At 63.1% G+C, this 20,892-nt stretch carries 17 protein-coding genes, 1 rRNA gene and 1 pseudogene; 8 read left to right on the top strand and 11 right to left on the bottom strand.

Going from position 1 to position 20,892, the window contains the following annotated elements:
- Positions 1-3 precede the first annotated feature (3 nt).
- Positions 4-119, top strand: a 5S ribosomal RNA gene (rrf, locus tag CJ014_RS00005).
- Positions 120-491: 372 nt separating this feature from the next.
- Here the strand turns inward: rrf and CJ014_RS00010 are convergent.
- Complete coding sequence (locus CJ014_RS00010) at positions 492-863, bottom strand: response regulator (protein ID WP_100078475.1); 372 nt, start codon at positions 861-863, stop codon at positions 492-494.
- A gap of 143 nt (positions 864-1,006) precedes the next feature.
- Here CJ014_RS00010 and CJ014_RS00015 point away from each other — a divergent pair, with 143 nt between their 5' ends.
- Positions 1,007-1,783, top strand: coding sequence for a Crp/Fnr family transcriptional regulator (locus CJ014_RS00015; protein ID WP_100078476.1), 777 nt, complete (start codon positions 1,007-1,009; stop codon positions 1,781-1,783).
- Here the strand turns inward: CJ014_RS00015 and CJ014_RS00020 are convergent.
- From CJ014_RS00020 to CJ014_RS00065, 10 genes are all read right to left on the bottom strand, one after another.
- Positions 1,770-2,459, bottom strand: a complete 690-nt coding sequence (locus CJ014_RS00020) for a pentapeptide repeat-containing protein (RefSeq protein ID WP_100078477.1) — start codon at positions 2,457-2,459, stop codon at positions 1,770-1,772. The two genes, CJ014_RS00015 and CJ014_RS00020, sit on opposite strands and share 14 nt — an antisense overlap.
- A gap of 126 nt (positions 2,460-2,585) precedes the next feature.
- Entirely contained in the window at positions 2,586-3,113 is a 528-nt protein-coding gene (locus CJ014_RS00025) for an adenine phosphoribosyltransferase (protein WP_100078478.1), read from the bottom strand.
- Between the two features lie 163 nt (positions 3,114-3,276).
- A complete protein-coding gene (locus CJ014_RS00030) occupies positions 3,277-4,224 on the bottom strand; it encodes a YiiG family protein (RefSeq protein ID WP_165790690.1) in 948 nt (315 codons plus the stop codon).
- Between the two features lie 173 nt (positions 4,225-4,397).
- Positions 4,398-5,255 carry a cytochrome c1 gene (locus CJ014_RS00035; protein WP_245426917.1) on the bottom strand — a complete coding sequence of 286 codons (858 nt, stop codon included), beginning with the start codon at positions 5,253-5,255 and terminating at the stop codon, positions 4,398-4,400.
- A gap of 19 nt (positions 5,256-5,274) precedes the next feature.
- Positions 5,275-6,540 carry a cytochrome b gene (locus CJ014_RS00040; RefSeq protein ID WP_100078480.1) on the bottom strand — a complete coding sequence of 422 codons (1,266 nt, stop codon included), beginning with the start codon at positions 6,538-6,540 and terminating at the stop codon, positions 5,275-5,277.
- A 24-nt stretch (positions 6,541-6,564) separates the two neighbouring features.
- On the bottom strand, positions 6,565-7,128 hold the full coding sequence (petA, locus tag CJ014_RS00045) for a ubiquinol-cytochrome c reductase iron-sulfur subunit (RefSeq protein ID WP_100078481.1): 564 nt from the start codon (positions 7,126-7,128) through the stop codon (positions 6,565-6,567).
- Between the two features lie 267 nt (positions 7,129-7,395).
- Positions 7,396-9,309: an ABC transporter ATP-binding protein gene (locus CJ014_RS00050; RefSeq protein ID WP_245426920.1), complete on the bottom strand. Its 1,914-nt coding sequence runs from the start codon at positions 9,307-9,309 to the stop codon at positions 7,396-7,398.
- A 91-nt stretch (positions 9,310-9,400) separates the two neighbouring features.
- Positions 9,401-9,826, bottom strand: a complete 426-nt coding sequence (locus CJ014_RS00055; RefSeq protein ID WP_100078482.1) for a GFA family protein — start codon at positions 9,824-9,826, stop codon at positions 9,401-9,403.
- Positions 9,827-10,038: 212 nt separating this feature from the next.
- Positions 10,039-13,497 (bottom strand): class I SAM-dependent DNA methyltransferase, encoded by a 3,459-nt coding sequence (locus CJ014_RS00060; RefSeq protein WP_100079284.1) that lies wholly within the window; start codon positions 13,495-13,497, stop codon positions 10,039-10,041.
- Between the two features lie 359 nt (positions 13,498-13,856).
- Positions 13,857-15,737 (bottom strand): ABC transporter ATP-binding protein, encoded by a 1,881-nt coding sequence (locus CJ014_RS00065; protein ID WP_118847904.1) that lies wholly within the window; start codon positions 15,735-15,737, stop codon positions 13,857-13,859.
- Between the two features lie 333 nt (positions 15,738-16,070).
- Between CJ014_RS00065 and CJ014_RS00070 the strand changes: the two genes are divergently transcribed.
- The 6 genes and pseudogenes from CJ014_RS00070 (at position 16,071) to CJ014_RS00090 (ending at position 20,783) form a co-directional block, all read left to right on the top strand.
- Entirely contained in the window at positions 16,071-16,556 is a 486-nt protein-coding gene (locus CJ014_RS00070; RefSeq protein WP_100078483.1) for a tRNA (cytidine(34)-2'-O)-methyltransferase, read from the top strand.
- A gap of 364 nt (positions 16,557-16,920) precedes the next feature.
- Positions 16,921-17,574 (top strand): glutathione S-transferase family protein, encoded by a 654-nt coding sequence (locus CJ014_RS00075; protein WP_100078484.1) that lies wholly within the window; start codon positions 16,921-16,923, stop codon positions 17,572-17,574.
- Positions 17,575-17,648: 74 nt separating this feature from the next.
- Complete coding sequence (locus CJ014_RS27420; RefSeq protein ID WP_133121771.1) at positions 17,649-17,885, top strand: hypothetical protein; 237 nt, start codon at positions 17,649-17,651, stop codon at positions 17,883-17,885.
- Positions 17,830-18,105, top strand: a pseudogene (locus CJ014_RS00080) (BA14K family protein); the annotation flags it as partial. The gene CJ014_RS27420 and the pseudogene CJ014_RS00080, both read left to right, overlap by 56 nt.
- Positions 18,106-18,212: 107 nt before the next feature.
- Positions 18,213-19,130, top strand: coding sequence for an oxygen-dependent coproporphyrinogen oxidase (gene hemF, locus CJ014_RS00085; protein WP_100078486.1), 918 nt, complete (start codon positions 18,213-18,215; stop codon positions 19,128-19,130).
- A 582-nt stretch (positions 19,131-19,712) separates the two neighbouring features.
- Positions 19,713-20,783: a LacI family DNA-binding transcriptional regulator gene (locus CJ014_RS00090; RefSeq protein WP_100078487.1), complete on the top strand. Its 1,071-nt coding sequence runs from the start codon at positions 19,713-19,715 to the stop codon at positions 20,781-20,783.
- Positions 20,784-20,892: the final 109 nt, after the last annotated feature.

Raw genomic sequence — 20,892 nt, forward strand, 5'->3', positions numbered from 1 at the left:
CGGCCTGGTGGTCATGGCGGGGAGAAATGCACCCGATCCCATCCCGAACTCGGCCGTGAAACTCCCCAGCGCCAATGGTACTCCGTCTCAAGACGCGGGAGAGTAGGTCGCCGCCAGGCCTGCAAAGAGCAAGACACTAAACACAAGATCAAACCAAACAAACAACATCACACGACAACCTCTTCGCAAAACCACACAACACAACACACAAAAGCCCTCCGAGAGTAATCTCCGAGGGCTTTTTGCTATGCAGAAACAGGCAATCCCCAATCCATTGAAGCGGAGAGGCCCATAACCGCCACTCGCCAAGTCCGCAGGAGGGCCGCCGCCGAACGCGCAGGAGGACAGATCTATAGTTCTGTTCGCATATATAAATCTGTCATCCTTCGCTTCAGGCGGAGGACCTCAGCCAGAAAAGCGCAAAAGGCAAATATAAAACGCCTTGGAGGATTCTTTATTGTTTCAGGTGCGGCCCAAGCCGGTAGCAATCCTCAGCAGGGACTCTTCTCGGATGTTCCGGCCGCCACGAAGGCCAGCAATTCCTTCTCGTTATAGGGCTTGAGGATGATCGGCGATCCCCGGAGATCGGCGGGCAGCAGGTCCGTCATGACCAGGCCGGTCATGAAGGCGAAGCGGATGCCCCGCTGCTTCAGTTCGCGGGCCACGCCGAACGACAGTCCGTTGAAGAGATAGACGTCGAGCAACGCCGTCTCCGGCTGGGTTCGATCGAGGCTGTTGATGGCGTCGTCGGCCGTCGCGTACGGTCCGATGACCGTATGTCCGTTGGCGATCAGCAGATCCTCGAGATCCATGGCAATCAGCGGCTCATCCTCGAGGATGAGAATTCGCTTGCCGCCAGCCATGTATCACCTCGCGATCTTCAAGTTCACTTGCAATAGTTCTTGCTTTGATATTAAGGATGTTAATCGCGAAGGTCTTTTGTGTATGTCCAATGTTGAACATACCAAGTTGATCTTATGCGATTTTTACATCCGTAGGAAAACGTATGGCAGCGATAACGACGTCCGAGGGCAAGACCGGCAACAATCTCATCGATGCGTTGCGCCCCCGGGAAAGGGAGCTTCTGGTCTCACGTCTGCAGACATGGTCCGGCGCCGTCGGCCGCACGATACAAACGCCGGGCAGCCCGGTGGAATGGGCCTATTTCCCGATCGGCAAGGCGATGGCGTCCTATCGGATCACCTTCAGCGACGGACGGGAAGTGGAAACCGCGCTCATCGGCAGGGAAGGCGCCGTGGGCGGCATCGTCAGCCGCGGCCACCTGCCCGCCTTCGCCCTGGCCGTGGTTCTGTTCGGCGGCACCTTCGCCCGGATATCCCTCTCCGAGCTCGAAGCGCTGAAGGCCAAGGAGCCGGCCATCGAGTCGCTGTTCAATCGCTACGCCGATTGTCTCCTGGCGCAGGTATTCCAGGCGAGCGCCTGCAACGCCTCCCACACGCTTCAGCAACGCGCCGCCCGCTGGCTGGTCGCCGCCTGCGAGCGCACCGGATCCGACGAGCTGACGCTGACCCAGGAACAACTCGCCGGAATGCTCGGCGTCGGCCGCAGCTACACGACGCGCGTCCTCGGCCGCTTCAAGGCGGAGGGCGTCGTCGACATGCGCAGGGGACACCTCACGGTGCTCGATCACGACAGTCTGGCGGCTATGTCCTGCTACTGCAACGATGTGATCCGCAGCCATTTCAATACGGTGCTGAAGGGCGTCTATCCCGAGACCGAGCCGGAAAATGGCAAAGCCTACGGCTTGACTACAGCACCCTGAGGCCCAGCTCCTTCAGGAGCGACGTCGCCTGGGCGCGCGAGATGACGGCGCCGCGGAAATGCGCCGCGTCGCCGAGCCGGATGCCGCCGAGGTCGGCGCCGCGCAGGTCGGCGCCTTCGAAGCGGGCGCGCATGAGCTGCGCGTCGCGCAGGCTGCAGTCTTCGAACACCACGCCGCGGAAATCGGCGCCTTCCAGCAGGGCGCCGGACAGGTCGACCCGCGTCAGCGTCCGGTCGCGGAAGGACACTTTCGGCAGGCGCGCGTCGACCGCCAGCACCTCTTCCAGCCCGAGGTCGACGGTGCGGGCGTCGGTGAAGTCGGCGCCGGTCAGCTTCGAGCGGCGGAAGGTCGTGGAGGTCAGGATCGCCTGACGGAACAGGGCGTTGTTGAAGTCCGAGGCGACGATCTCGGCGTCGACCAGATCGGCGCGGCCGAAGTCGGCGAAGGCGGCCTTGCAGGCCGACCAGCGGCTGTCGGCGAGCCGGGTGCGGACGAGGCGGCAATGGCCGAGGTTGCAATTCTCGAACCGCCAGCCGCCGAGGTCGACCTCGCCGAACGTCAGGCCGCCGAGCTCGGCGCCGACGAGGCGACGCGGCGCGCCGGCGGCCAGCAGCCTGTCGAGGCCGGCCTGATCGACGGTCGCACCGGCAAGCTCGATCGTCGGGATCTCTGCCATGAGAGACTTGCCTTTGTCCCGCGATGCCGCCGAAACGGCTTCCTCATACCCATTCGCGAAGATGCTGCCGCATCCGCTCATTGAGGCAAGCGGAATACCAAGAGGCATTTTCAATGCCTCTTGGTATCACTCGCCTTCGAAGGCGATCAGCGTGCGGACGGCGACGTTGAGCGCCCGGAGCTTGTCGGCGCCGCCGAGCCCCGGCAGGTCGACGATGAAGCAGGCCGCCTCGAGCTCGCCGCCCATCTGTCGGATCAGGTTGGCGGCGGCGCTCGCCGTGCCGCCGGTGGCGATCAGGTCGTCGACCAGCAGGACGCGCTCGCCGGGCAGGATGGCGTCCTTGTGCATCTCGATCTCGTCGACGCCGTATTCGAGGCTGTAGACCATCGACACCGTCTCGTGCGGCAGCTTGCCCTTCTTGCGGATCGGCACGAAGCCGGCGCTGAGCTGGTGGGCGACGGCGCCGCCGAGGATGAAGCCGCGCGCCTCGATGCCGGCCACCTTGTCGATCTTGCCGCCGGCCCAGGGCTGCACCAGCTCGTCGACGGCGCGGCGGAAGGCGCGGGCATTGCCCAAGAGGGTGGTGATGTCGCGGAAGATGATGCCCGGCTTGGGATAGTCGGGGATCGCGCGAATGGTGTCGGCCAGGTTCATGGAGAGGCTTCCCGAAGAAGTTACGGCCCGTTCTAGAGCATCGGACCGAAAAGTGGAATCCGGTTTTCGGTCCGATGCGACGATCTAGCCAACCATCCCCCGGCCGCAACCGTTTCGGCCGGGTATCCCGCTTGGTCGGCAGGCAGGAAGGGCGCGTCCATCATCAACAGCGCGGGTAATTGAAGATCCCGATCATGGCGTTGAAGCGGAGCTGGAAGGTTCCCTGATCATATTGGAGCGCGTTGTTGAGATTCCAGGCAGGGGCGTCGGGCCGTGGAACGTAATCGCCATGCTCGGCATGCTGAATGACCGTCCGGCCCAGCGCCAGAAAGTCGTTGATGGCGCCCATCATGCTGGTGCAGCCGTTCGGCGTCGCTTCCTTGACCTTCCTGTCCCAGCCGTCGGCCATGGCCGCGACCTGATCCAGGCTGGCGCGGAACGGTTCGATCGCCTCCTTCGATCCCTGGGTCTCGAAAACGGCGTCGCCGAGCCTGACGGCCTGCTTGGCATTGAGGATCAACCCGGCGCGGTAATAGTCCTGCGAGTCCTTGGCAGCCTTTTCGAAAGCCGTTCGGGTATTGAGTTCATCCCGCTTCTCGATGCCGGACAGGAAGGCCGCCTCGGCATTCGCCACGTCCGTCAGGGCGGCGACATAGGCCGCGTTCCGCTCGCGCGCCTTCTTGCCGCCGTCGGACAGGTAGCCCTTCGAGTCGGCATAGTTGCCGAGCTCGGAATCGATCGGCTCGAACTTCTTCAGCGCCTCCTCGAAGCTTTTGGCCGGCGCATCGATTTCCGGCATGGCGAAGGGCAGGGCCGTCGCCTTGCCCAGCTTTTCCTTGATGTTGGTAACGGCGAGCGAGGACGCGACGGAATAGTTGTCGAGCTTGTTGCCGGATATCACGTCCGGCTCGCGATATTGCCGATAGTCCGACAGCTCCTTGGCAAAGGGCGTATTCAGGCTGTTCGCGGTCTCGACATAAGCATTGTACTTGGCAATTTCCTGCTGTTCGGCGGAGGATTGCGTTTGCTGCTCGGCGGAGGATTTCTGATCATTGCATGCGGAAAGCGCGAGGCTGCAGGCGAAAAGGATGCCGGCGGAAATGGTATTCAAGCGCACGTTTTTCTCTCTATCGGCTGTGGGTATCGGTCGATGGACTCAGGTTTGCTGAACGCGATAATGAAATGCATTTTCCTCCGGGTCCAGTTCCGGAAACGTTCGGCCGGTTTGTTGAAACGCAAAAAAGGGCCCTGTGGAGGGCCCTTTCTGCGTTGGCCGTGCGAGGGTCAGTGGGCGATGTCGCGCCAGACCTGCCGCTTGACGAAGTAGAGGATGCCGGCGAAGACGATCAGGTAGAGCATCACCTTGAAGCCCAGCTCCTTGCGGGCGTCGAGATGCGGCTCGGCCGCCCACATCAGGAAGGCCGACACGTCCTCGGCATACTGCTGCTTGGTCTGCGGCGTGCCGTCGGCATATTCGACGACGTCGTCGTCGATCGGCGGCGGCATGCGCAGCGAGATGCCGTTGATGAAGTGCGGATTGTAATAGGTGCCTTCGGGCACCGTCACGTCTTCCGGCGGGTCCTGGTAGCCGGCGAGCAGCGAGGTGATGTAGTCCGGCCCCTGCTCCTGGTAGGGCCAGAACGCGTCGAATATGAACCAGGGGAAGCCGCGATGGACGGCGCGCGCCTTGGCGATCAGCGACAGGTCGGGCGGCAGGGCGCCGCCGTTGGCGGCCCGCGCCGCGTTGTCGTTGGGGAAGGGCGAGGGGAAGGGATCGGAGGGCAGGCGCGGCCGCTCGAACATTTCGCCGGCGTCGTTGGGGCCGTCCTCGATGGCATAGGTGGCGGCCAGCACCTTGACCGCGTCCTCGCTGAAGCCCGGCCCGCCCTCGTCGGCGAGGTTGCGGAAATTGACCAGCTTCATGGCATGGCAGGAGGAGCAGACATCCTTGTAGACCTGATAGCCGCGCTGGAGCTGCGCCTGATCGTAGCGGCCGAAGATGCCGGCGAACGACCATTCGTGGCGGGCGGGCTTCAGAAGCGGATACTCGACCGCCTCCTCCTGGGCGACGGCGATCGAGGCGGTGAGGGCGATGCCGGCGGCGAGAGCGGCGGCGGCCCAACGGATCATCTTGGCAGTCATGATTTCTCTCCGTCGGGCGTCAGTGTGCCGATTTCGCCAGGATCGCGTCGTTGATCGATATCGGCAGCGGCTTCGGCTTCTCGATGTAGCCGAGCACAGGCAGAATGACCAGGAAATAGGCGAAATAGTAGAAGGTGCTGAGCTTGGCCCAGACCACGGCCTGCGCGCCGAGGATGATGTCGTCGGTCTTCACCGAGCCGAGGAAGCCGAGGAAAAGCGCGTTGAGGCCGAACAGCCAGAAGGCGACCTTGAAGATCGGCCGGAAGCGGCCCGAGCGCACCTTGGAGGTGTCGAGCCAAGGCAGGAAGGCCAGGACGGCGATGGCGCCGAACATGGCGAGCACGCCGCCGAGCTTGGAGTCGATCGGCCCGATGTTGAAGTCGATGGCCCGGAGGATGGCGTAGAACGGCAGGAAATACCATTCCGGCACGATGTGGGCCGGCGTCGACAGCGGGTTGGCCTCGATGTAGTTGTCCGGGTGGCCGAGGAAGTTCGGCTGATAGAAGACGAACCAGCCGTAGAAGATCATGAACAGCACGATCCACAGCACGTCCTTGGACGTGGCGTAGGGCGTGAAGGGCACGGTGTCCTTGTCGCTCTTCGCCTCGATGCCGAGCGGATTGTTCTGGCCGACCACGTGCAGCGCCCAGACGTGCAGCACCACGACGCCGGCGATCAGGAACGGCAACAGATAGTGCAGCGAGAAGAAGCGGTTGAGCGTGGCGTTGTCGACCGAGAAGCCGCCGATCAGCAGCGTCTGGATCGGCTGGCCGACGAAGGGCAGGGCGGTGAAGAAGTTGGTGATGACGGTGGCGCCCCAGAAGGACATCTGGCCCCAGGGCAGCACGTAGCCCATGAAGGCGGCGGCCATCATCAAGAGGTAGATGATGACGCCGAGGATCCACAGGATCTCGCGCGGCGGCTTGTAGGAGCCGTAGTAGAGGCCGCGGAAGATGTGGACGTAGACGGCGATGAAGAACATCGACGCGCCGTTGGCGTGGAGATAGCGGATCAGCCAGCCCCAGTTGACGTCGCGCATGATGCTTTCCACCGAGTGGAAGGCGACGCGGCTGTCGGCGGCATAGTGCATGGCCAGCACGACGCCGGTGACGATCTGCACCACCAGCATCATGGCGAGGATGCCGCCGAAGGTCCAGAGCGCGTTGAGGTTGCGCGGCGTCGGGTAGGAAACGGCGGTGTCGTGCAGGAGGCGGACGACGGGAAGGCGCGCCTCGAACCACTTCCCGATGGCCGTCTTCGGGACATAGGTCGAATGACCGGACATGGAATACCTCGTCGGGAAGGGCGATCAGCCGATGCGGATCTTGGTGTCGGAAAGGAAGGCGTAGGGCGGGATCGGCAGGTTTTCCGGCGCCGGCCCCTTACGGATGCGGCCGGCCGTGTCGTAGACCGAGCCGTGGCAGGGGCAGAACCAGCCGCCGAATTCGCCGGACTCGTCGAGCGGAATGCAGCCGAGATGGGTGCAGACCTTGGTCATGACGAGGATGTTCTCCTTGCCGGCGGCGGCGCGGTTGGCATCGGAGGCGTCGGCGGAGGCGTCGGCATTGGCGTTGCGGGCCAGCGGATCCTTCAACTCCTCGAGCTTGACGGTCTTGCCTTCTTCGACTTCCTTCTCGGTACGGTTGCGGATCACCACCGGCTTGCCGCGCCACATGATGGTGATCGCCTGACCGGGCTGGACGGCGGCGATGTCGACCTCGACCGACGCCAGGGCGCGGGTGGAGGCATCGGGGTTCATCTGGTCGATGAACGGCCAGGCCGCGGCAGCAACACCAACCACGCCGAAAGCACCGGCTGCATGCAGGAGGAAATCGCGGCGGGTTGGTTCTGCCGGTGTGTCACTCTCAGCCAAGATCGCTTCCTTTCGCGCGGGGAGCGGCCGCCGCCGACCGGCTGGCGACCGCCTCACGGCCCCGCCGCCGCCACCCCGTCCGTGGCAGTCGGTGCGGGCGTGAAGAAGAGGTTTCAACAACTTGCCCGGCCTCCGCGGCGGGCGTCACTACGCCTTGCTACGGATGGCTCTCCGGCCCTCTTTATGCATCAACGCCAAGCGTTGTCCAGTTGGTCCGGTTGAGAATTTGGTCTGATTTTTGGATTTATTCCAAAAAGATCGGGCGCCCTACAGCTCGCCGGCGATCCGTTCCCTTTCGGCGTCCGCGTCTTCGTCGTCGAGGTCGAGGAAGCCGCCGGTCTGGCGGCTCCACAGGCCCGCATAGACGCCGCCCCGGGCGACCAGCTCGGCGTGGCTGCCCATTTCGACGATGCGGCCGCCCTCCATCACCACCAGGCGGTCCATGCGGGCGATGGTGGAGAGGCGGTGGGCGATGGCGATCACCGTCTTGCCTTCCATCAACAGGCCGAGGCTGTCCTGGATCGCCGCCTCGACGTCGGAATCGAGCGCCGAAGTGGCTTCGTCGAGGACGAGGATGGGGGCGTTCTTCAGGAGCACGCGGGCGATGGCGATGCGCTGGCGCTGGCCGCCCGAGAGCTTGACGCCGCGCTCGCCGACATAGGCGTCGTAGCCGGTGCGCCCCCTGTTGTCGGTCAGCTCGGGGATGAATTCGTCGGCGTGGGCCATGCGGGCGGCGGCCAGCATCTCCTCGTCGCTCGCGTCGGGCCGGCCGTATTTGATGTTGTCGCGGATCGACCGGTGGAGCAGCGAAGTGTCCTGGGTGACGACGCCGATCGCCGCCCTCAGCGAGTTCTGCGCGACGGTGGAAATATCCTGGCCGTCGATGCGGATCACGCCGTCGGTCAGGTCGTAGAGGCGCAGCAGCAGGCTGACCAGCGTCGACTTGCCGGCGCCGGAGCGGCCGACCAGGCCGATGCGCTCGCCCGGTGCGATGGTCAGCGTCAGGTCGTCGATGGCCGGCCGGCTGCCGCCATAGCCGAAGCTGACGCGGTCGATATCGATGCCGCCACCCTTGACGGCGAGCGGCCGGGCGCCGGGACGGTCGGTGATCAGCTGCGGCCGCGACAGCGAGCGCACCGTGTCGTCGAGCGTGCCGACGCTCTCGAACACGTCGGACAGGCTCATGGTGGCGAGGCGGGAGAGCTGCTGGATCTGCAGCGTCATGGCGATCACCGAGGCGATGTCGCCGGGCGTGGCGAGGCCGTGGCTCCACAGCAGCACGCCGACGAGGCCGCTGGCGGCGAGCAGCAGGCCGTTGAGGAAGGTGAGCAGGCTAGACAGGCCGGTGAGCAACCGCATCTGCTTGCCGGTGGCGGTGACGCCGCTTTCCAGCGCCTCGCGCACGTAGGCGTCCTCGCGCGTCGAGGCGGTGAACAGGCGCACCGTCAGGTAGTTGGAATAGCCGTCGACCAGGCGGCCGGAGAACACCGAGGCGGTATCGGCCACCTCGCGGGCGGCGGCCCGGCTCCTCGGCACGTAGGCATAGACCAGGATGGCGTAGGCCACCGTCCAGACGATCAGCGGCGCGGCGAACAGCGGATGGCGGACGAGCAGGTAGCCGACGACGCCGGCCATGTAGAGCACGACGAACAGCAACTGGTCGGCGAACAGACGGATCAGCGAGCGGATCGCCTGGCCGGTCTGCGTCACCTTGGTGGCGATGCGGCCGACGAAGTCGTTCTGGAAGAAGGAGATATCGGCGCGGGCGACGAATTCGTGGGTGCGCCAGCGGACCAGCGTGCCGATGTTGCGCGACAGCACCTGGTTGCGGACGAGCTGGGAGAGGAAGGTGACCAGCGGCCGGGCGGCCAGGAGCAGCAGGATGAACAGGACGACGATGCGCCAGTCGATGACGCGGACGCCGGCCCGGTCGGCCTCGGTCACCGCGTCGATCAGCCAGCCGATGCTGATCGGCAGCAGCACCTCGATCAGCGACAGCATGAGGGTCAGCACGGCCATCACTGCCAGCGGCCAGCCGGTCTCGCCGAGGAAAAAGCGCAGGATGCGCCACTTGGTGGTGGGCGGCGTCAGCGGATGCACGCCCGACGTCGGCTTGAAGGGATCGATCCGACCCTCGAACCAGGCAAACAGGCGGGCGATGGGCGAGAGGAGGGAGGGCATGAAGCGAATGTGGCTGTGACGGCGGGAAGGGCAAGGGAGAAATGGTAGGGGCGGGGAAATTTCGCGTGATTCCGGTGGTTCCTTGCCTCAGTCAGTCGGACGGGACGTAACGGAGCGTGCCCGCTCGGCGCGTTGGCTTGCCGGTGTCGTTCGTATGATTGATGCCGTCCATCACGGGCACCTCGGAGAAGTCGAATGGGCTTACCCCGTCGAGGCAAGCGACGTTCACGGCATGGAGGTTTGGATCGGATCGACGCTGATGATGGGTATATATGCCGCAGCGGGAACAGAAGAAATGCTTCACTGTTCTGGTGTTGAAGCGATAGGTGGTCAGCATGTCCTCGCCCTTGAGGATATTGACCCCGCCCATTTCCGCCATGACGACGACGGCGCCGCGCATCCGGCAGTAGGAGCAATTGCAGCGGCGGATCGAGCTGAAGCCGTCACTGAGCGCCACTTCGAAGTGTACTGCACCGCAATGGCATCGACCCGTCCGAATGTTCGTATCTCCCGGCATGATATGCCTCCTATTCGGATCGCTTCGACATCCGGCCTTGGCGGAAGGGTTCGGTCTCGTTGTAGACGTCCTCGGGCGGACCGGTAGTTCGCCGGCATCCGCCTTATCCAAGGTGGCTGTCCCCGCCTCCATGCCGGTACCAGCTATTCCTCGTTCGGCCCTGTCCGCCGGTACGATTTGGCCACGAAACGGTTATTAGCGGAAAGTACTATCTATGCCGCTCTGAAGAAGCTTTTTCCTTCGTCATAGCTTTCCGCTTGACCGAGCCGTTCCAGAGAGTGAAGCACGTCTCGCACGTCGGCTAAGGTCTCGGTCGACGATGTAAATGCAACGGCGATTTCCTCTGCTGTGAGAGGTGCTTTTGCACGGGCCATAAGGCTGAGGACCACCTGTGCTTGGTCCTGTCTTGCGGCTGGGAAGGGGATCTTCTTCGCCCGTACCTTGGTGGAAAGGATCGCTTGGACGCGGTCGCCGCGATGTGCCAGCGGACCAACCTTGTCGATCTGATACTCGGGCCGCAGCCATTTGATGAAACCCTGGCGCTCTTCGGCGGCTCGGACTTCGTTCAACTGGACAAGGCTATAGAGGATTTCTTCGACATCGATATCCGCGTGCCATCCGTAGGATTTCACGACGGCAGCGTCCAGCCGATCATGAAGCTCTCGCAGGATAAGGACACGTCCACGGCTTCGAATGTCCTGATCCTTGCGGGATAGTGGGGTGCCTGCTCGGACGGCTTCAAGGACATTGTAAAGTGCGGTTAGAGTCAGTTCGGGATGCTCGGCAAGGATTTGCTTGCGCGTAATATCCAATTCCTCTGCGATCACGCTAATTTCGGCGCGGATCGATGCACTGGCATGAGGAAACGGGAAGGGATCGAAGCACCGAGACTTTGAATATCTTGGATCGTTGCCGACGCCCTGGCGACCTCCAGTGCGTAAAGCCCAGGCCACATGCACCTTCGAAGACAATACGCCGAGATGAAAGGAGTTATCCGACGCAATCGCGACCAGCATGTTGTCCGGAAGCACTTCGGCCTCCATGAACTGGAAGATGCGGTGCTTCATGGTCTCCACGGTGGCGATATAGCGGGGCAACCCTTCCAAAGCGGGACGTAATTCGGTTCTGGGCTTTCCGAATAACCACCAATGATCAAGGTAGTCTCGCGCATCCTGAGTAGGAGATTTCGCGAACGTATCAACACGTTGCTTTCGAACTGTCTCAAGAAGGTGTTGGTAGACTTCGGGAAAGTCGCGTCGGGCCTCGTCAGATGTCTTGCCAAACAGGTCGATAACCATCACTCCCCGTGATCGATATGTCAGATCCTTGCCGTTTCGATACTCACGGATGTGCCGACCAAGGCCCGGTCGCTTTCCAAGACCGAGCTCAAGTGCTTTCTCCTGTGTGACAATGAAGCCGTCACCATGCAGCTTCACTCCCGGTGAGCAGATCGCATGGTTTGCCATCAATGCCTTCGATTTGGTGACATCCACGCCGATCGTGAGATCGGGATTGATCCTTCCTTCACGTTCAACGAACTCGATCATGGGTTCGTCCGTGTCGAGACCTCCCTCTTTCGTCACAAGGCGCAAAACGCCATCTCGTTCACCGGCCTCAGCTACGGTCATGGCAATTCTGACCGCGGCCGCATCCTTCGATGCTTTGGTCCACGGATGATCCGGGATAGCGAGCACCAACGAAACGGGCGAAGTGCCTGCCAGATGTCTTTCGAGGACGCGCCGCTGGAATACCTGCGTTATCGAATTGGTCGTGACGAAGCCGAAACGGCGCAGCCGAGTTCCCTTCCTTACGAGCAAATCGGCTGATCGGTCCCACCAATACATCACGAAGTCTGCCGCAGGATTCATCTGCGGATTAGCCCCCCATAGGGCCTGGGCGTAACCCGCACCCAGTCGCCCGCGAATGTCCTTTCCACCAATGAAGGGAGGATTCCCAACAATGAAATCGGCCTCTGGCCAATCGGCGTTGATCGCGTTCGGGTAGACGTAGGTTTCATTGCCTTGACCATCGGCCACTGGTTTGCCCAGTGCATCACGCTTGAGTTGCGGATGGGGGTAGCCCGACCAAGTGATGAGAGCATCCTTCGCGTGAACATGGTCACTGCTGCTCATCACTGGTTCGGAAGGTGCCGTGGATCGGGTTCGTATATGCCATTGTATGTAGCCAATCCAGAGGACTAGCTCGGCAATCTCGACGGCTCGCTTATTAAGCTCCATACCAAAAAACTGCTCGGGCTTTACCGATATGTCCGCAACGCGCGCGACCACTTCGTCGCCACCGATATCCTGCAATTGCTTGAGCGCCTCGCCTTCCAGCTGCTTCATCCGGCGGAGGGCGACGTAGAGGAAATTCCCGGTACCACATGCCGGATCGAGTACCCGCACGGTCGCTAAGTGCCTTAGGAAGTCTTCAATCTCGCGAATGGCTGCTGCGGTCGAGCCGCTCCGCATCGCGCGCTCGGCCGCAGATTGATGACCGATCCAGTCCTCGGTAAGGGGTTCGATGATCGTAGCATCCACGACCCGTTCGACATATGCGCGTGGCGTGTAATGCGCGCCAAGACGTTTGCGCTCAACAGGGTCCAGCGCCTGTTCGAACAGGGTGCCGAATATTGCCGGCTCCAAATCGCACCAATCGGCATCCGACGCATCACGAAGAAGATGTATCTCGTCCTTGGTCAAGGGAAGCGACGCGGCGCCCTTGAAGAGTTTGCCGTTGAAGCGAAGCAATTTCTCGCCGATGCCAGGCGAGTAATCCCCTCGATCCATGTGCCGCCAGAGATCCTCGATCTCGAAGGTAAACCGCTTGGGATCGTCGAGACACCTCGTCAGAAGCTCCGTGAACCCCTTCTTGCGGAGAAGCCCTACGTCCTCGACGAACATCGTAAAAAGACACCGCATGAGGAAAACCGCGACGCTACGAGCCTCAAAACCGCGTCCTTCAAGGGCTTTCGAAATTTTCGCAAGCTGCCCGGCAATCTCTCTGGTTACCTTGGCTGTCTTCCGTGCAGGATCCAGGGATTGAGGCTCTTCCCATACGGCACGTAGCAGTTCTCGTGTATCAGGATTCGCCAACTGGTTAAGTTCGATGCGGAACTGTCGTGCATCGGGGAACTGGGAATAATGACGTCCATGACCGGAAAAGTCGGCGTAGAGTTCTATAGCTCGCCCCACATCGCACGCGATGATGAAGGGCGGATATGGATGATCGAGGGGTAATGAAGCCGCATATCGCTCGGCCTGTCGGCGCGCCTGGACCATGACGTGATCTAGGCCGGAGACCACTGTGTCGGCGGGTTGTCTCTCCATAGTAGCGAATAGGTCCGTCTGACCTTCTGGTATCGCTTTCTTGCCGCCGTGAAGTCGGTTCTGCTTTGCTTCGAGGATAAAGCACCCTCGCTTGTAGAGATCGATGCGCCCGGCCTCAATTGTTCCGTCCGGACGTTTTCTTTCTACGCGCCGTTCAAACACGTAGTCATTGAAGTGATGGGCAGCTAATGCAGGATCGGGGCGTCTGACCTCAATCACATCGCAAAGCTCTGTTAAGAAAAGAGAATAGTTTGCCCGTTCTTGACCACCGTCAAGGTTAGACCATCGCCCAATAAAATCGGCGATTGTTAATTCTTTATTAACGTTTTTCCCATGTTCCATGTAAAAAAATAACATTATTCAGTTACTAAACGATAAATAGGAATCCCCAAGTTGCGGGTAAGCTACTATCGATATAGTCTTGAGAATGTAGGAATTTCGAAAGGGCAGTGGGAGCTAAATGATTACTTCGATGAGATCGCCGTAGAAGCGGACCAAGCGCTTCCGATCCCAAAACTGTCTGGCGCAGTCCCCATTTTCGATGTTTGGACGATTCGCCGCCGTTCCAAATTGGCGAGCTTAAAAGGGCAGAAACGGGGGAATTCCAGATGGTTGGAGCCTAACTCAACCCCGCCAAAACAGGCCTCTGCATCGCTCATCCGCCCGGAAAGTCGTCCGACTTTCCGGGCGGATATTTTCTCTCACGCATCCGCCTTATCCAAAAAGTCCGCGACTTTTCGGGCGGATGCCTCACCCTCGTCGACCAGGAACCCACCAGTCTGCCGGCTCCACAGCCCAGCATAAAGGCCACCCCTGGCGACGAGGTCGGCGTGGCTGCCCATTTCGACGATGCGGCCGCCGTCCATCACCACCAGGCGGTCCATGCGGGCGATGGTGGAGAGGCGGTGGGCGATGGCGATCACCGTCTTGCCTTCCATCAGCGCGCCGAGGCTGTCCTGGATGGCCGCCTCGACGTCGGAATCGAGCGCCGAGGTCGCCTCGTCGAGCACCAGGATCGGCGCGTTCTTGAGGAGCACGCGGGCGATGGCGATGCGCTGGCGCTGGCCGCCGGAGAGCTTGACGCCACGCTCGCCGACGTGGGCGTCGAAGCCGGCGCGGCCGCGGTTGTCGACGAGATCGGGGATGAAGCCGTCGGCATGGGCCATGCGGGCGGCGGCCTGCATCTCCTCGTCGCTCGCGTCGGGCCGGCCGTACTTGATGTTGTCGCGGATCGACCGGTGGAGCAGCGAGGTGTCCTGGGTGACGACGCCGATCGCCGCGCGCAGCGAGTTCTGCGTGACGGCGGCGATGTTCTGGCCGTCGATGCGGATGGCGCCGCTCTCGAGGTCGTAGAGGCGCAACAGCACGTTGACCAGCGTCGACTTGCCGGCGCCCGACGGACCGACTAGGCCGATCTTCTCGCCCGGCGCGATGGAAAGGCTGATGCCGTCGAGCGCGCCCTTCGCCTTGCCGTAGTGGAAGGCGACGCGGTCGAACTCGATGCCGCCGCCGCTGACGGCGAGCGGCCTGGCGTCCTTGCGATCGATCACCGTCTGCGGCTTGGAGATGGTGGTGATGCCGTCCTGCACCGTGCCGATGTTCTCGAAGATGCCGGTCAGCTCCCACATGATCCAGCCGGACATGTTGATGATGCGGACGATCAGGCCGCCGATCAGCGCGATGGCGCCGGTGGTCACCGCACCCTGCATGAACAGCCAGACCGCCAGGACGCCGGTGACGACCATCAACAGGCTGTTGATGGTGGTCAGCGACATGGTCATGGCGGTGATCAGCCGCTGCTGGGCGTAGAACACCGAGGTGTGGTCTTCCAGCGCCTCGCGGGCGAAGTCGTCCTCGCGCTCGGCGTGGGCGAACAGCTTCACCGTGTGGACGTTGGTGTAACTGTCGACGACGCGGCCGGTGAGCAGCGAGCGCGCTTCCGACATTTCCTCGGACTTGCGGGCGATGCGCGGAATGAAGCGCCGGAGCACCAGGAGGTAGGCGGCGATCCAGATGACGAGCGGCACTGCCAGGCGCATGTCCGCCTCGGCGAACAGCACCAGCGCCGATACCGTATAGATCAGCACGAACCACAGGGCGTCGGCCGCCTGCGTGGTGGATTCGCGCAAGGACGGGCCGGTCTGGATGATCTTGTTGGCGACGCGGCCGGCGAAGTCGTTGTTGAAGAAGGCGATCGACTGGCGCAGCACGTAGCGGTGGTTCTGCCAGCGGATCAGGTTGGTGACGCCGGGCGCGATGGTCTGGTGGATCAGGAGGTCGTGCAGGGTCTGGAACACCGGCCGGGCGATCAGGATCACCGCGCCCATGCCGAGAAATTCCCAGCCGTGGCGGGACATCACCTCGGCCGGCGGGGTGTTGCTCAGATAGTCGACGATGGCGCCGATGTAGCGGAAGATCGACACCTCGATCAGCGCCACGAAGAAGCCCACCACCATGACGGCGGCGAAGCTCGGCCAGACCTGCCGGAGATAATGCCAGTAGAAGGGAATGAGGCGGTCGGGCGGCTGGCCGCCCGGCCCCTTGGCATAGGGGTCGATAAGGCGTTCAAAGAAGGCGAACATGATGGCACCGAAAGAAGGCGGTGAGCCGGCGGCCGGATGACCGCGGCGGAGTGCTGGAGGTGGGAATCGGGGGCGAAGGGGCTCGGGACGGCGCGCGTGACGCGGCGCGGTCCAAAACTGACCTCGGGAGCCGGCAAATCGGCCCGACCGGGTCAAGCTATGAGAAGAGAACCACCATTCGACGCTCCTCCTTGTGACTGGAGCGCCGGCAAGGTAGCAGAAGAGCTTCCGAGTGCAACCGGCTGGAGGCCGGCAGCCTAAGACGATTCAAGAAGGGTGGCGGAAATGCCACTCTCCATCACGCCCATCGATCGAAATCCATCGGAATCGTTGATGATCGACCTTGCCCTCTATCAGCCGGACATCGCCCAGAACACCGGCACGCTGATCCGGCTGGCCGCCTGCCTCGGCACGACGCTGCACGTCATCGGTCCGGCCGGCTTCGACCTGTCCGACCGCAGCCTCAAGCGGGCCGGCATGGATTACATCGAGCTGGCGACGGTGGTGCGGCACGTCGGCTGGACGGATTTCGAGGCTTTCGCGACAGGGGCAGGGCGGCGGCTGGTGCTGGCGACCACCAGGGGATCGGTTCCCTACGCGGACTTCGCCTTTCGCGGCGACGACATCGTGCTGATGGGGCGCGAATCGGCGGGCGTTCCCGAGGCGGTGCACGCGCGCGCCGACGGCCGGATCGTCATCCCGATGCGGCCGGGCGTCCGGTCGATCAACGTGGCGCTGTCGGCCGCCATGATCATGGGGGAGGCGCTCAGGCAGGTCGGTGGCTTCCCGGCCGGACATTCTACCGGGGCGGGCATCTAGCATCGAATCCGGCGCTTCCGGTGCTCGTGTTCGTCGCCAGCTTCGCTCCGGGAACCCTATATCGGCCGCTCACTCCATCCTGCCCGAGGTCCTATGCCTTCGCATAGGAAGACAAAATTATATATAGAAAACAAATATATAGCGTAACCATGGCCCGTCCATCGGGTGTCATCCTGCGCGAAGGCGCAGGACCTCGGGCCGAAAAGGGCACGCGTTGGCCATAGGGCTTCCATCTGCCGCACCGAAGCGAATTTCCGGTCAGGCTCCAAACTTCATTGGGCCTGATCGCCGGCATCATCGAAATGCGTTGGACGGGCGGCCGGCTTTGTTCAATTCTCCGTGCGTCAAGTTTCGGAGAGACGACATGAAGCTCCTCATCGCCAACAAGGGTTATTCGTCCTGGTCGCAGCGCGCCTGGCTTGTGCTCCGGCATTTCGGCATCCCGTTCGAGGAGACGGTGCAGCCGATGTATGTCGACGGCTGGAAGGAGGCCATCCTGAAGGTGTCGCCGACCGGCAAGGTGCCCTGCATCATCGACGGCGACATCACCGTCTGGGAAAGCCTCGCCATCATCGAGTATCTCGCCGAAAAGTTCCCCGACCGCGGCATCTGGCCGGCCGATCCGGCGGCGCGGGCGCACGCGCGGTCGGCATCGGCCGAGATGCACGCCGGCTTCCAGAATCTCCGCCGCGACTATACGGCCAACTGGCGCCGCACCTATCCCTGGAAGCTCAGGGGCGACGGCTCGGCGCTGGAGGATGCCGGGCGAATCTTCGCCCTGTGGAAGGAGGCGCGGCAGCGTTTCGGCCAGGGCGGACCGTTCCTCTACGGGGCGTTTTCGGCGGCCGACGCCATGTATGCGCCGGTGGTCGGCCGCTTCACCACCTATTCCTGGCTGGTCGATGCGGAGACGGAAGCCTATATGGAATCCGTCCGGACGCTGCCGGCCTATGCCGAATGGGTCGAGGCCGGCCGGGCGGAGCCGTGGACGATCGCCCAATACGAACACGACGAATAGCAACGGGCGACAGGACGGAACCGGCCGCAGGCGTGCCGCGTTTATGGAGCATGAACAGCCGAGGAGGCCCAATCATGATCAAGATTTTTGCCGCAACCGCCCTTTCCGCCGTCATGGCGATCACCTCGGTCGTGTCGGTGCAGGCATTTCCGATAGCGCCCGTCAGCCAGCCGAGCCAGATCGAAAAGGCCCAGTGGAGCAACAGGGGGGGGCGTCAGGATTACGCCGCCCCGCAGGGATCGGGATCGCTACCGTTATTGGCATGGCCATCGCGGCTATCACGACTACCGTCCGGGCTATCGCCGCCATAACGATGGCTGGTGGTATCCGCTGGCCGCCTTCGGCGTCGGCGCGGCGATCGTCGGCGGCCTGGCCGCCCAGCAGGCGCCGCGGCCGCAGCTCGGCGTCGCCATGCCGGCGAGCCACGTGCAGTGGTGTCAGGCGCGCTATCGCTCCTATGACGCCTACAGCAACACCTTCCAGCCCTATAACGGCCCGCGCCAGGCCTGCGTGTCGCCTTATGCTCGCTGAGAATTGACAGAGCGGGGCGGCGGTAAACGCCGCCGTCTCGCCTCGGCGCTTGGCAAGCAAGGGTGAAAGCGCCTAAATCACGCTCCGTGAAACCGGAGTGTCCGTCTATGCCGACCAGCGCCGCCTCTCTTGCGCCGACCGCGCTGCCGCCCGACCTCGAGGGCAAGAAGGCACTCGCCGCCGACTGGTTCGCCGAGCTGCGCGACCGTATCTCTGCCGTCTTCGAGGAGATCGAGGCCGAGGGCGCGGCGGCGGCCGGGGTGGAGCCGGGCCGTTTCGTGCGCACGCCCTGGCAGCGCACCGACCATACCGGCGCGCCGGGCGGCGGCGGCGTGATGAGCCTGATGCGCGGCGCCGTCTTCGAGAAGGTGGGCGTCCACGTCTCCACCGTTCACGGCGAATTCGCCCCGGAGTTCCGGGCGCAGATGCCCGGCGCCGAGGAAGATCCGCGCTTCTGGGCGAGCGGCATCTCGCTGATCGCCCACATGCAGAACCCGCATGTGCCGGCCGTCCACATGAACACCCGCATGGTGGTGACGAGCCGCCAATGGTTCGGCGGCGGCGCCGACCTGACGCCGATGCTCGACGCCCGGCGCACCCAGGAAGACCCCGACACCATCGCCTTTCACGCGGCGATGAAGGCGGCCACTGCCGCCCATCCGCACATCGACTACGCCGACTACAAGGCCTGGTGCGACGAGTATTTCTACCTGAAGCATCGCGACGAGATGCGCGGCGTCGGCGGCGTCTTCTACGACTACTTGCACTCGGATGCCGGCTGGGCGGCCGATTTCGCCTACACCCGCGACCTCGGGCTGGCCTTCCTAGACATCTACCCGCGCCTCGTCCGCGCCAACATGCGGACGCCCTGGACGGCGGTCGAGCGCGAGGAGCAACTGGTGCGGCGCGGCCGCTATGTCGAGTTCAATCTGCTCTACGATCGCGGCACGGTGTTCGGCCTCAGGACCGGCGGCAACATCGACAGCATCCTGTCCTCCATGCCGCCGGTCGCCAAGTGGCCGTAAAGGTGCCCTTCGCTTGTACGGGGGGTTATAGGGCGCGCCTTGTTCCTTGGAGCGCTATATCGACCCTGTGCCTCTTCCTGCCCGAGGTCCTACGCCTGCGCGTAGGAAGACAGATTTATATAGAGGAAACAGCCGGATAGCGCATCGCCCTCCATCCTTGCCCCCTCCCCATGGATTGTCTTCCTGCGCGAAGGCGTGGGACCTCGGGCAGAAAAGGGCGGAAGGCGCATATAGGGGTGCTCCTGGGAAAAAGCCTCCAGCCGGTTCGACATGGGGCCGGAGCGGCCCGATGCCATTTTTCAGCGCAAACGCCGGAGTCTTGAGCTCCGCCTGGAGAATATGTTGACGTCCATATGCCGTTCTGGTATTTCATGGGGCGAGGAAATAAACGTTTAGGACGAGATTGTAGTCCGCCAGGGCGAGCCGGGTGGCCGTATAGGCCGCCCCGGACCGAGACTGGCGAGGGTGCTAACGGTTTTGCCGTATAAACGCGAAGCCTGGGGTCAGGATCGTCGCTGGAAGTGGCGTGTCCCGATGCTGTTGATTCAACTGGCTTCATAAACGTTTATGATGGAGGTTGGCTTGGGAAAGGTCACCATACGCGACGTGAGCCGGGTCACCGGGCTGTCGACCTACACGGTGTCGCGGGCGCTCAGCGGCGCCCCCGGCGTGTCGGCCGACAGCCGCGAGCAGGTGCTGGCCGCCGCGCGGGAGATCGGCTACATCCCCAACCGCGCCGCGCAGGGGTTGCGCCGCGGCAGCCGCGACTCGATCGCCGTCATCGTCGCCAGCACGGCCAACTCCTACTATCTCGACCTGATGACCGGCATTCAGCAGGCGCTGCGCCATTTCGACTGGACGGTCATCATCGCCGACGTCGCCGTCGACGGCGTCTACAACCCGCGCCTCGAGGATCGCATCGTCCAGCGGCTGATCGAGTCGCGCACCGCCGGCGTCATCACCACGCTGACGCTCAGCCCCGAAAACACGGCGCTCCTCGCCAACTGGGACGTTCCGATCGTCTTCGTCGACTCGGCGCCGCCCGAATCCGCCAACTTTCCGAGCGTCACCACCGACAACTACAACGCCAGCCTGATGGTCGGCGACCATCTGGCCGAGCACGGCTACCGCGACTGGCTGTTCCTGGTCTATCCACGGCGGTGGACGACGCGGATCGACCGCGAGCGCGGCATCCGCGACGCCGCGAGCTCGCACAACGCCCATGTCGAGGTGCTCGAGAGCGAAAACGACGAGGATTCGGCGTTCCGCACGCTCGAAGCCTATCTTGCCGGTTCGGAGCGTATTCCGCGCGTTCTCATCGCCGGCAACAATCCGCTGCTGCTCGGCGCGCTGCGCCTCATCCGCGATCGCGGCATCCGCATCCCGGCCGACATGGCCGTCATCGGTTACGACGAGTTCGCCTGGGCTTCGCTGCTCGATCCGCCGCTCACCGTGCTGGACGAGGACAGCGAGGCCATTGGCCGGCTGGCCGGCCAGACGCTCGCCCAGATCATCAACGAACAGGTCGAGGCCGCCAAGCGCGGAGAGTCGCAATCTCCCGTCTATCGGCCGGAATACCGGCGGCAGGTGGCGGGACGGCTGATCGTCCGCCGCTCCTGCGGCTGTCACGTCGACAACGAACGTCCGCGCTGAAGAGAAGGCGCGACCGATACCGAACTTGCGAGGCCGGCGGCGCCGCCGTCCGGCAGCGCGATGTCGCGGGGTGCGTCCCGCGAAAAGAGCAGACCCCGCAGGCCGTCAC

The organism is Pleomorphomonas carboxyditropha, from assembly GCF_002770725.1.
GTDB classification, from domain to species: Bacteria; Pseudomonadota; Alphaproteobacteria; order Rhizobiales; family Pleomorphomonadaceae; genus Pleomorphomonas; species Pleomorphomonas carboxyditropha.

What these genes read in the sequence shown, in the direction of transcription:
- CJ014_RS00060 (WP_100079284.1), bottom strand. Translation starts at nt 13,497, where the DNA reads ATGGAACATGGGAAAAACGTTAATAAAGAATTAACAATCGCCGATTTT.
- hemF (WP_100078486.1), top strand. Translation starts at nt 18,213, where the DNA reads ATGCCGACCAGCGCCGCCTCTCTTGCGCCGACCGCGCTGCCGCCCGAC.
- CJ014_RS00050 (WP_245426920.1), bottom strand. Translation starts at nt 9,309, where the DNA reads ATGCCCTCCCTCCTCTCGCCCATCGCCCGCCTGTTTGCCTGGTTCGAG.
- CJ014_RS00015 (WP_100078476.1), top strand. Translation starts at nt 1,007, where the DNA reads ATGGCAGCGATAACGACGTCCGAGGGCAAGACCGGCAACAATCTCATC.
- CJ014_RS00055 (WP_100078482.1), bottom strand. Translation starts at nt 9,826, where the DNA reads ATGCCGGGAGATACGAACATTCGGACGGGTCGATGCCATTGCGGTGCA.
- CJ014_RS00040 (WP_100078480.1), bottom strand. Translation starts at nt 6,540, where the DNA reads ATGTCCGGTCATTCGACCTATGTCCCGAAGACGGCCATCGGGAAGTGG.
- CJ014_RS00070 (WP_100078483.1), top strand. Translation starts at nt 16,071, where the DNA reads ATGATCGACCTTGCCCTCTATCAGCCGGACATCGCCCAGAACACCGGC.
- CJ014_RS00020 (WP_100078477.1), bottom strand. Translation starts at nt 2,459, where the DNA reads ATGGCAGAGATCCCGACGATCGAGCTTGCCGGTGCGACCGTCGATCAG.
- CJ014_RS00010 (WP_100078475.1), bottom strand. Translation starts at nt 863, where the DNA reads ATGGCTGGCGGCAAGCGAATTCTCATCCTCGAGGATGAGCCGCTGATT.
- CJ014_RS00075 (WP_100078484.1), top strand. Translation starts at nt 16,921, where the DNA reads ATGAAGCTCCTCATCGCCAACAAGGGTTATTCGTCCTGGTCGCAGCGC.
- CJ014_RS00025 (WP_100078478.1), bottom strand. Translation starts at nt 3,113, where the DNA reads ATGAACCTGGCCGACACCATTCGCGCGATCCCCGACTATCCCAAGCCG.
- CJ014_RS00065 (WP_118847904.1), bottom strand. Translation starts at nt 15,737, where the DNA reads ATGTTCGCCTTCTTTGAACGCCTTATCGACCCCTATGCCAAGGGGCCG.
- CJ014_RS27420 (WP_133121771.1), top strand. Translation starts at nt 17,649, where the DNA reads ATGATCAAGATTTTTGCCGCAACCGCCCTTTCCGCCGTCATGGCGATC.
- CJ014_RS00035 (WP_245426917.1), bottom strand. Translation starts at nt 5,255, where the DNA reads ATGACTGCCAAGATGATCCGTTGGGCCGCCGCCGCTCTCGCCGCCGGC.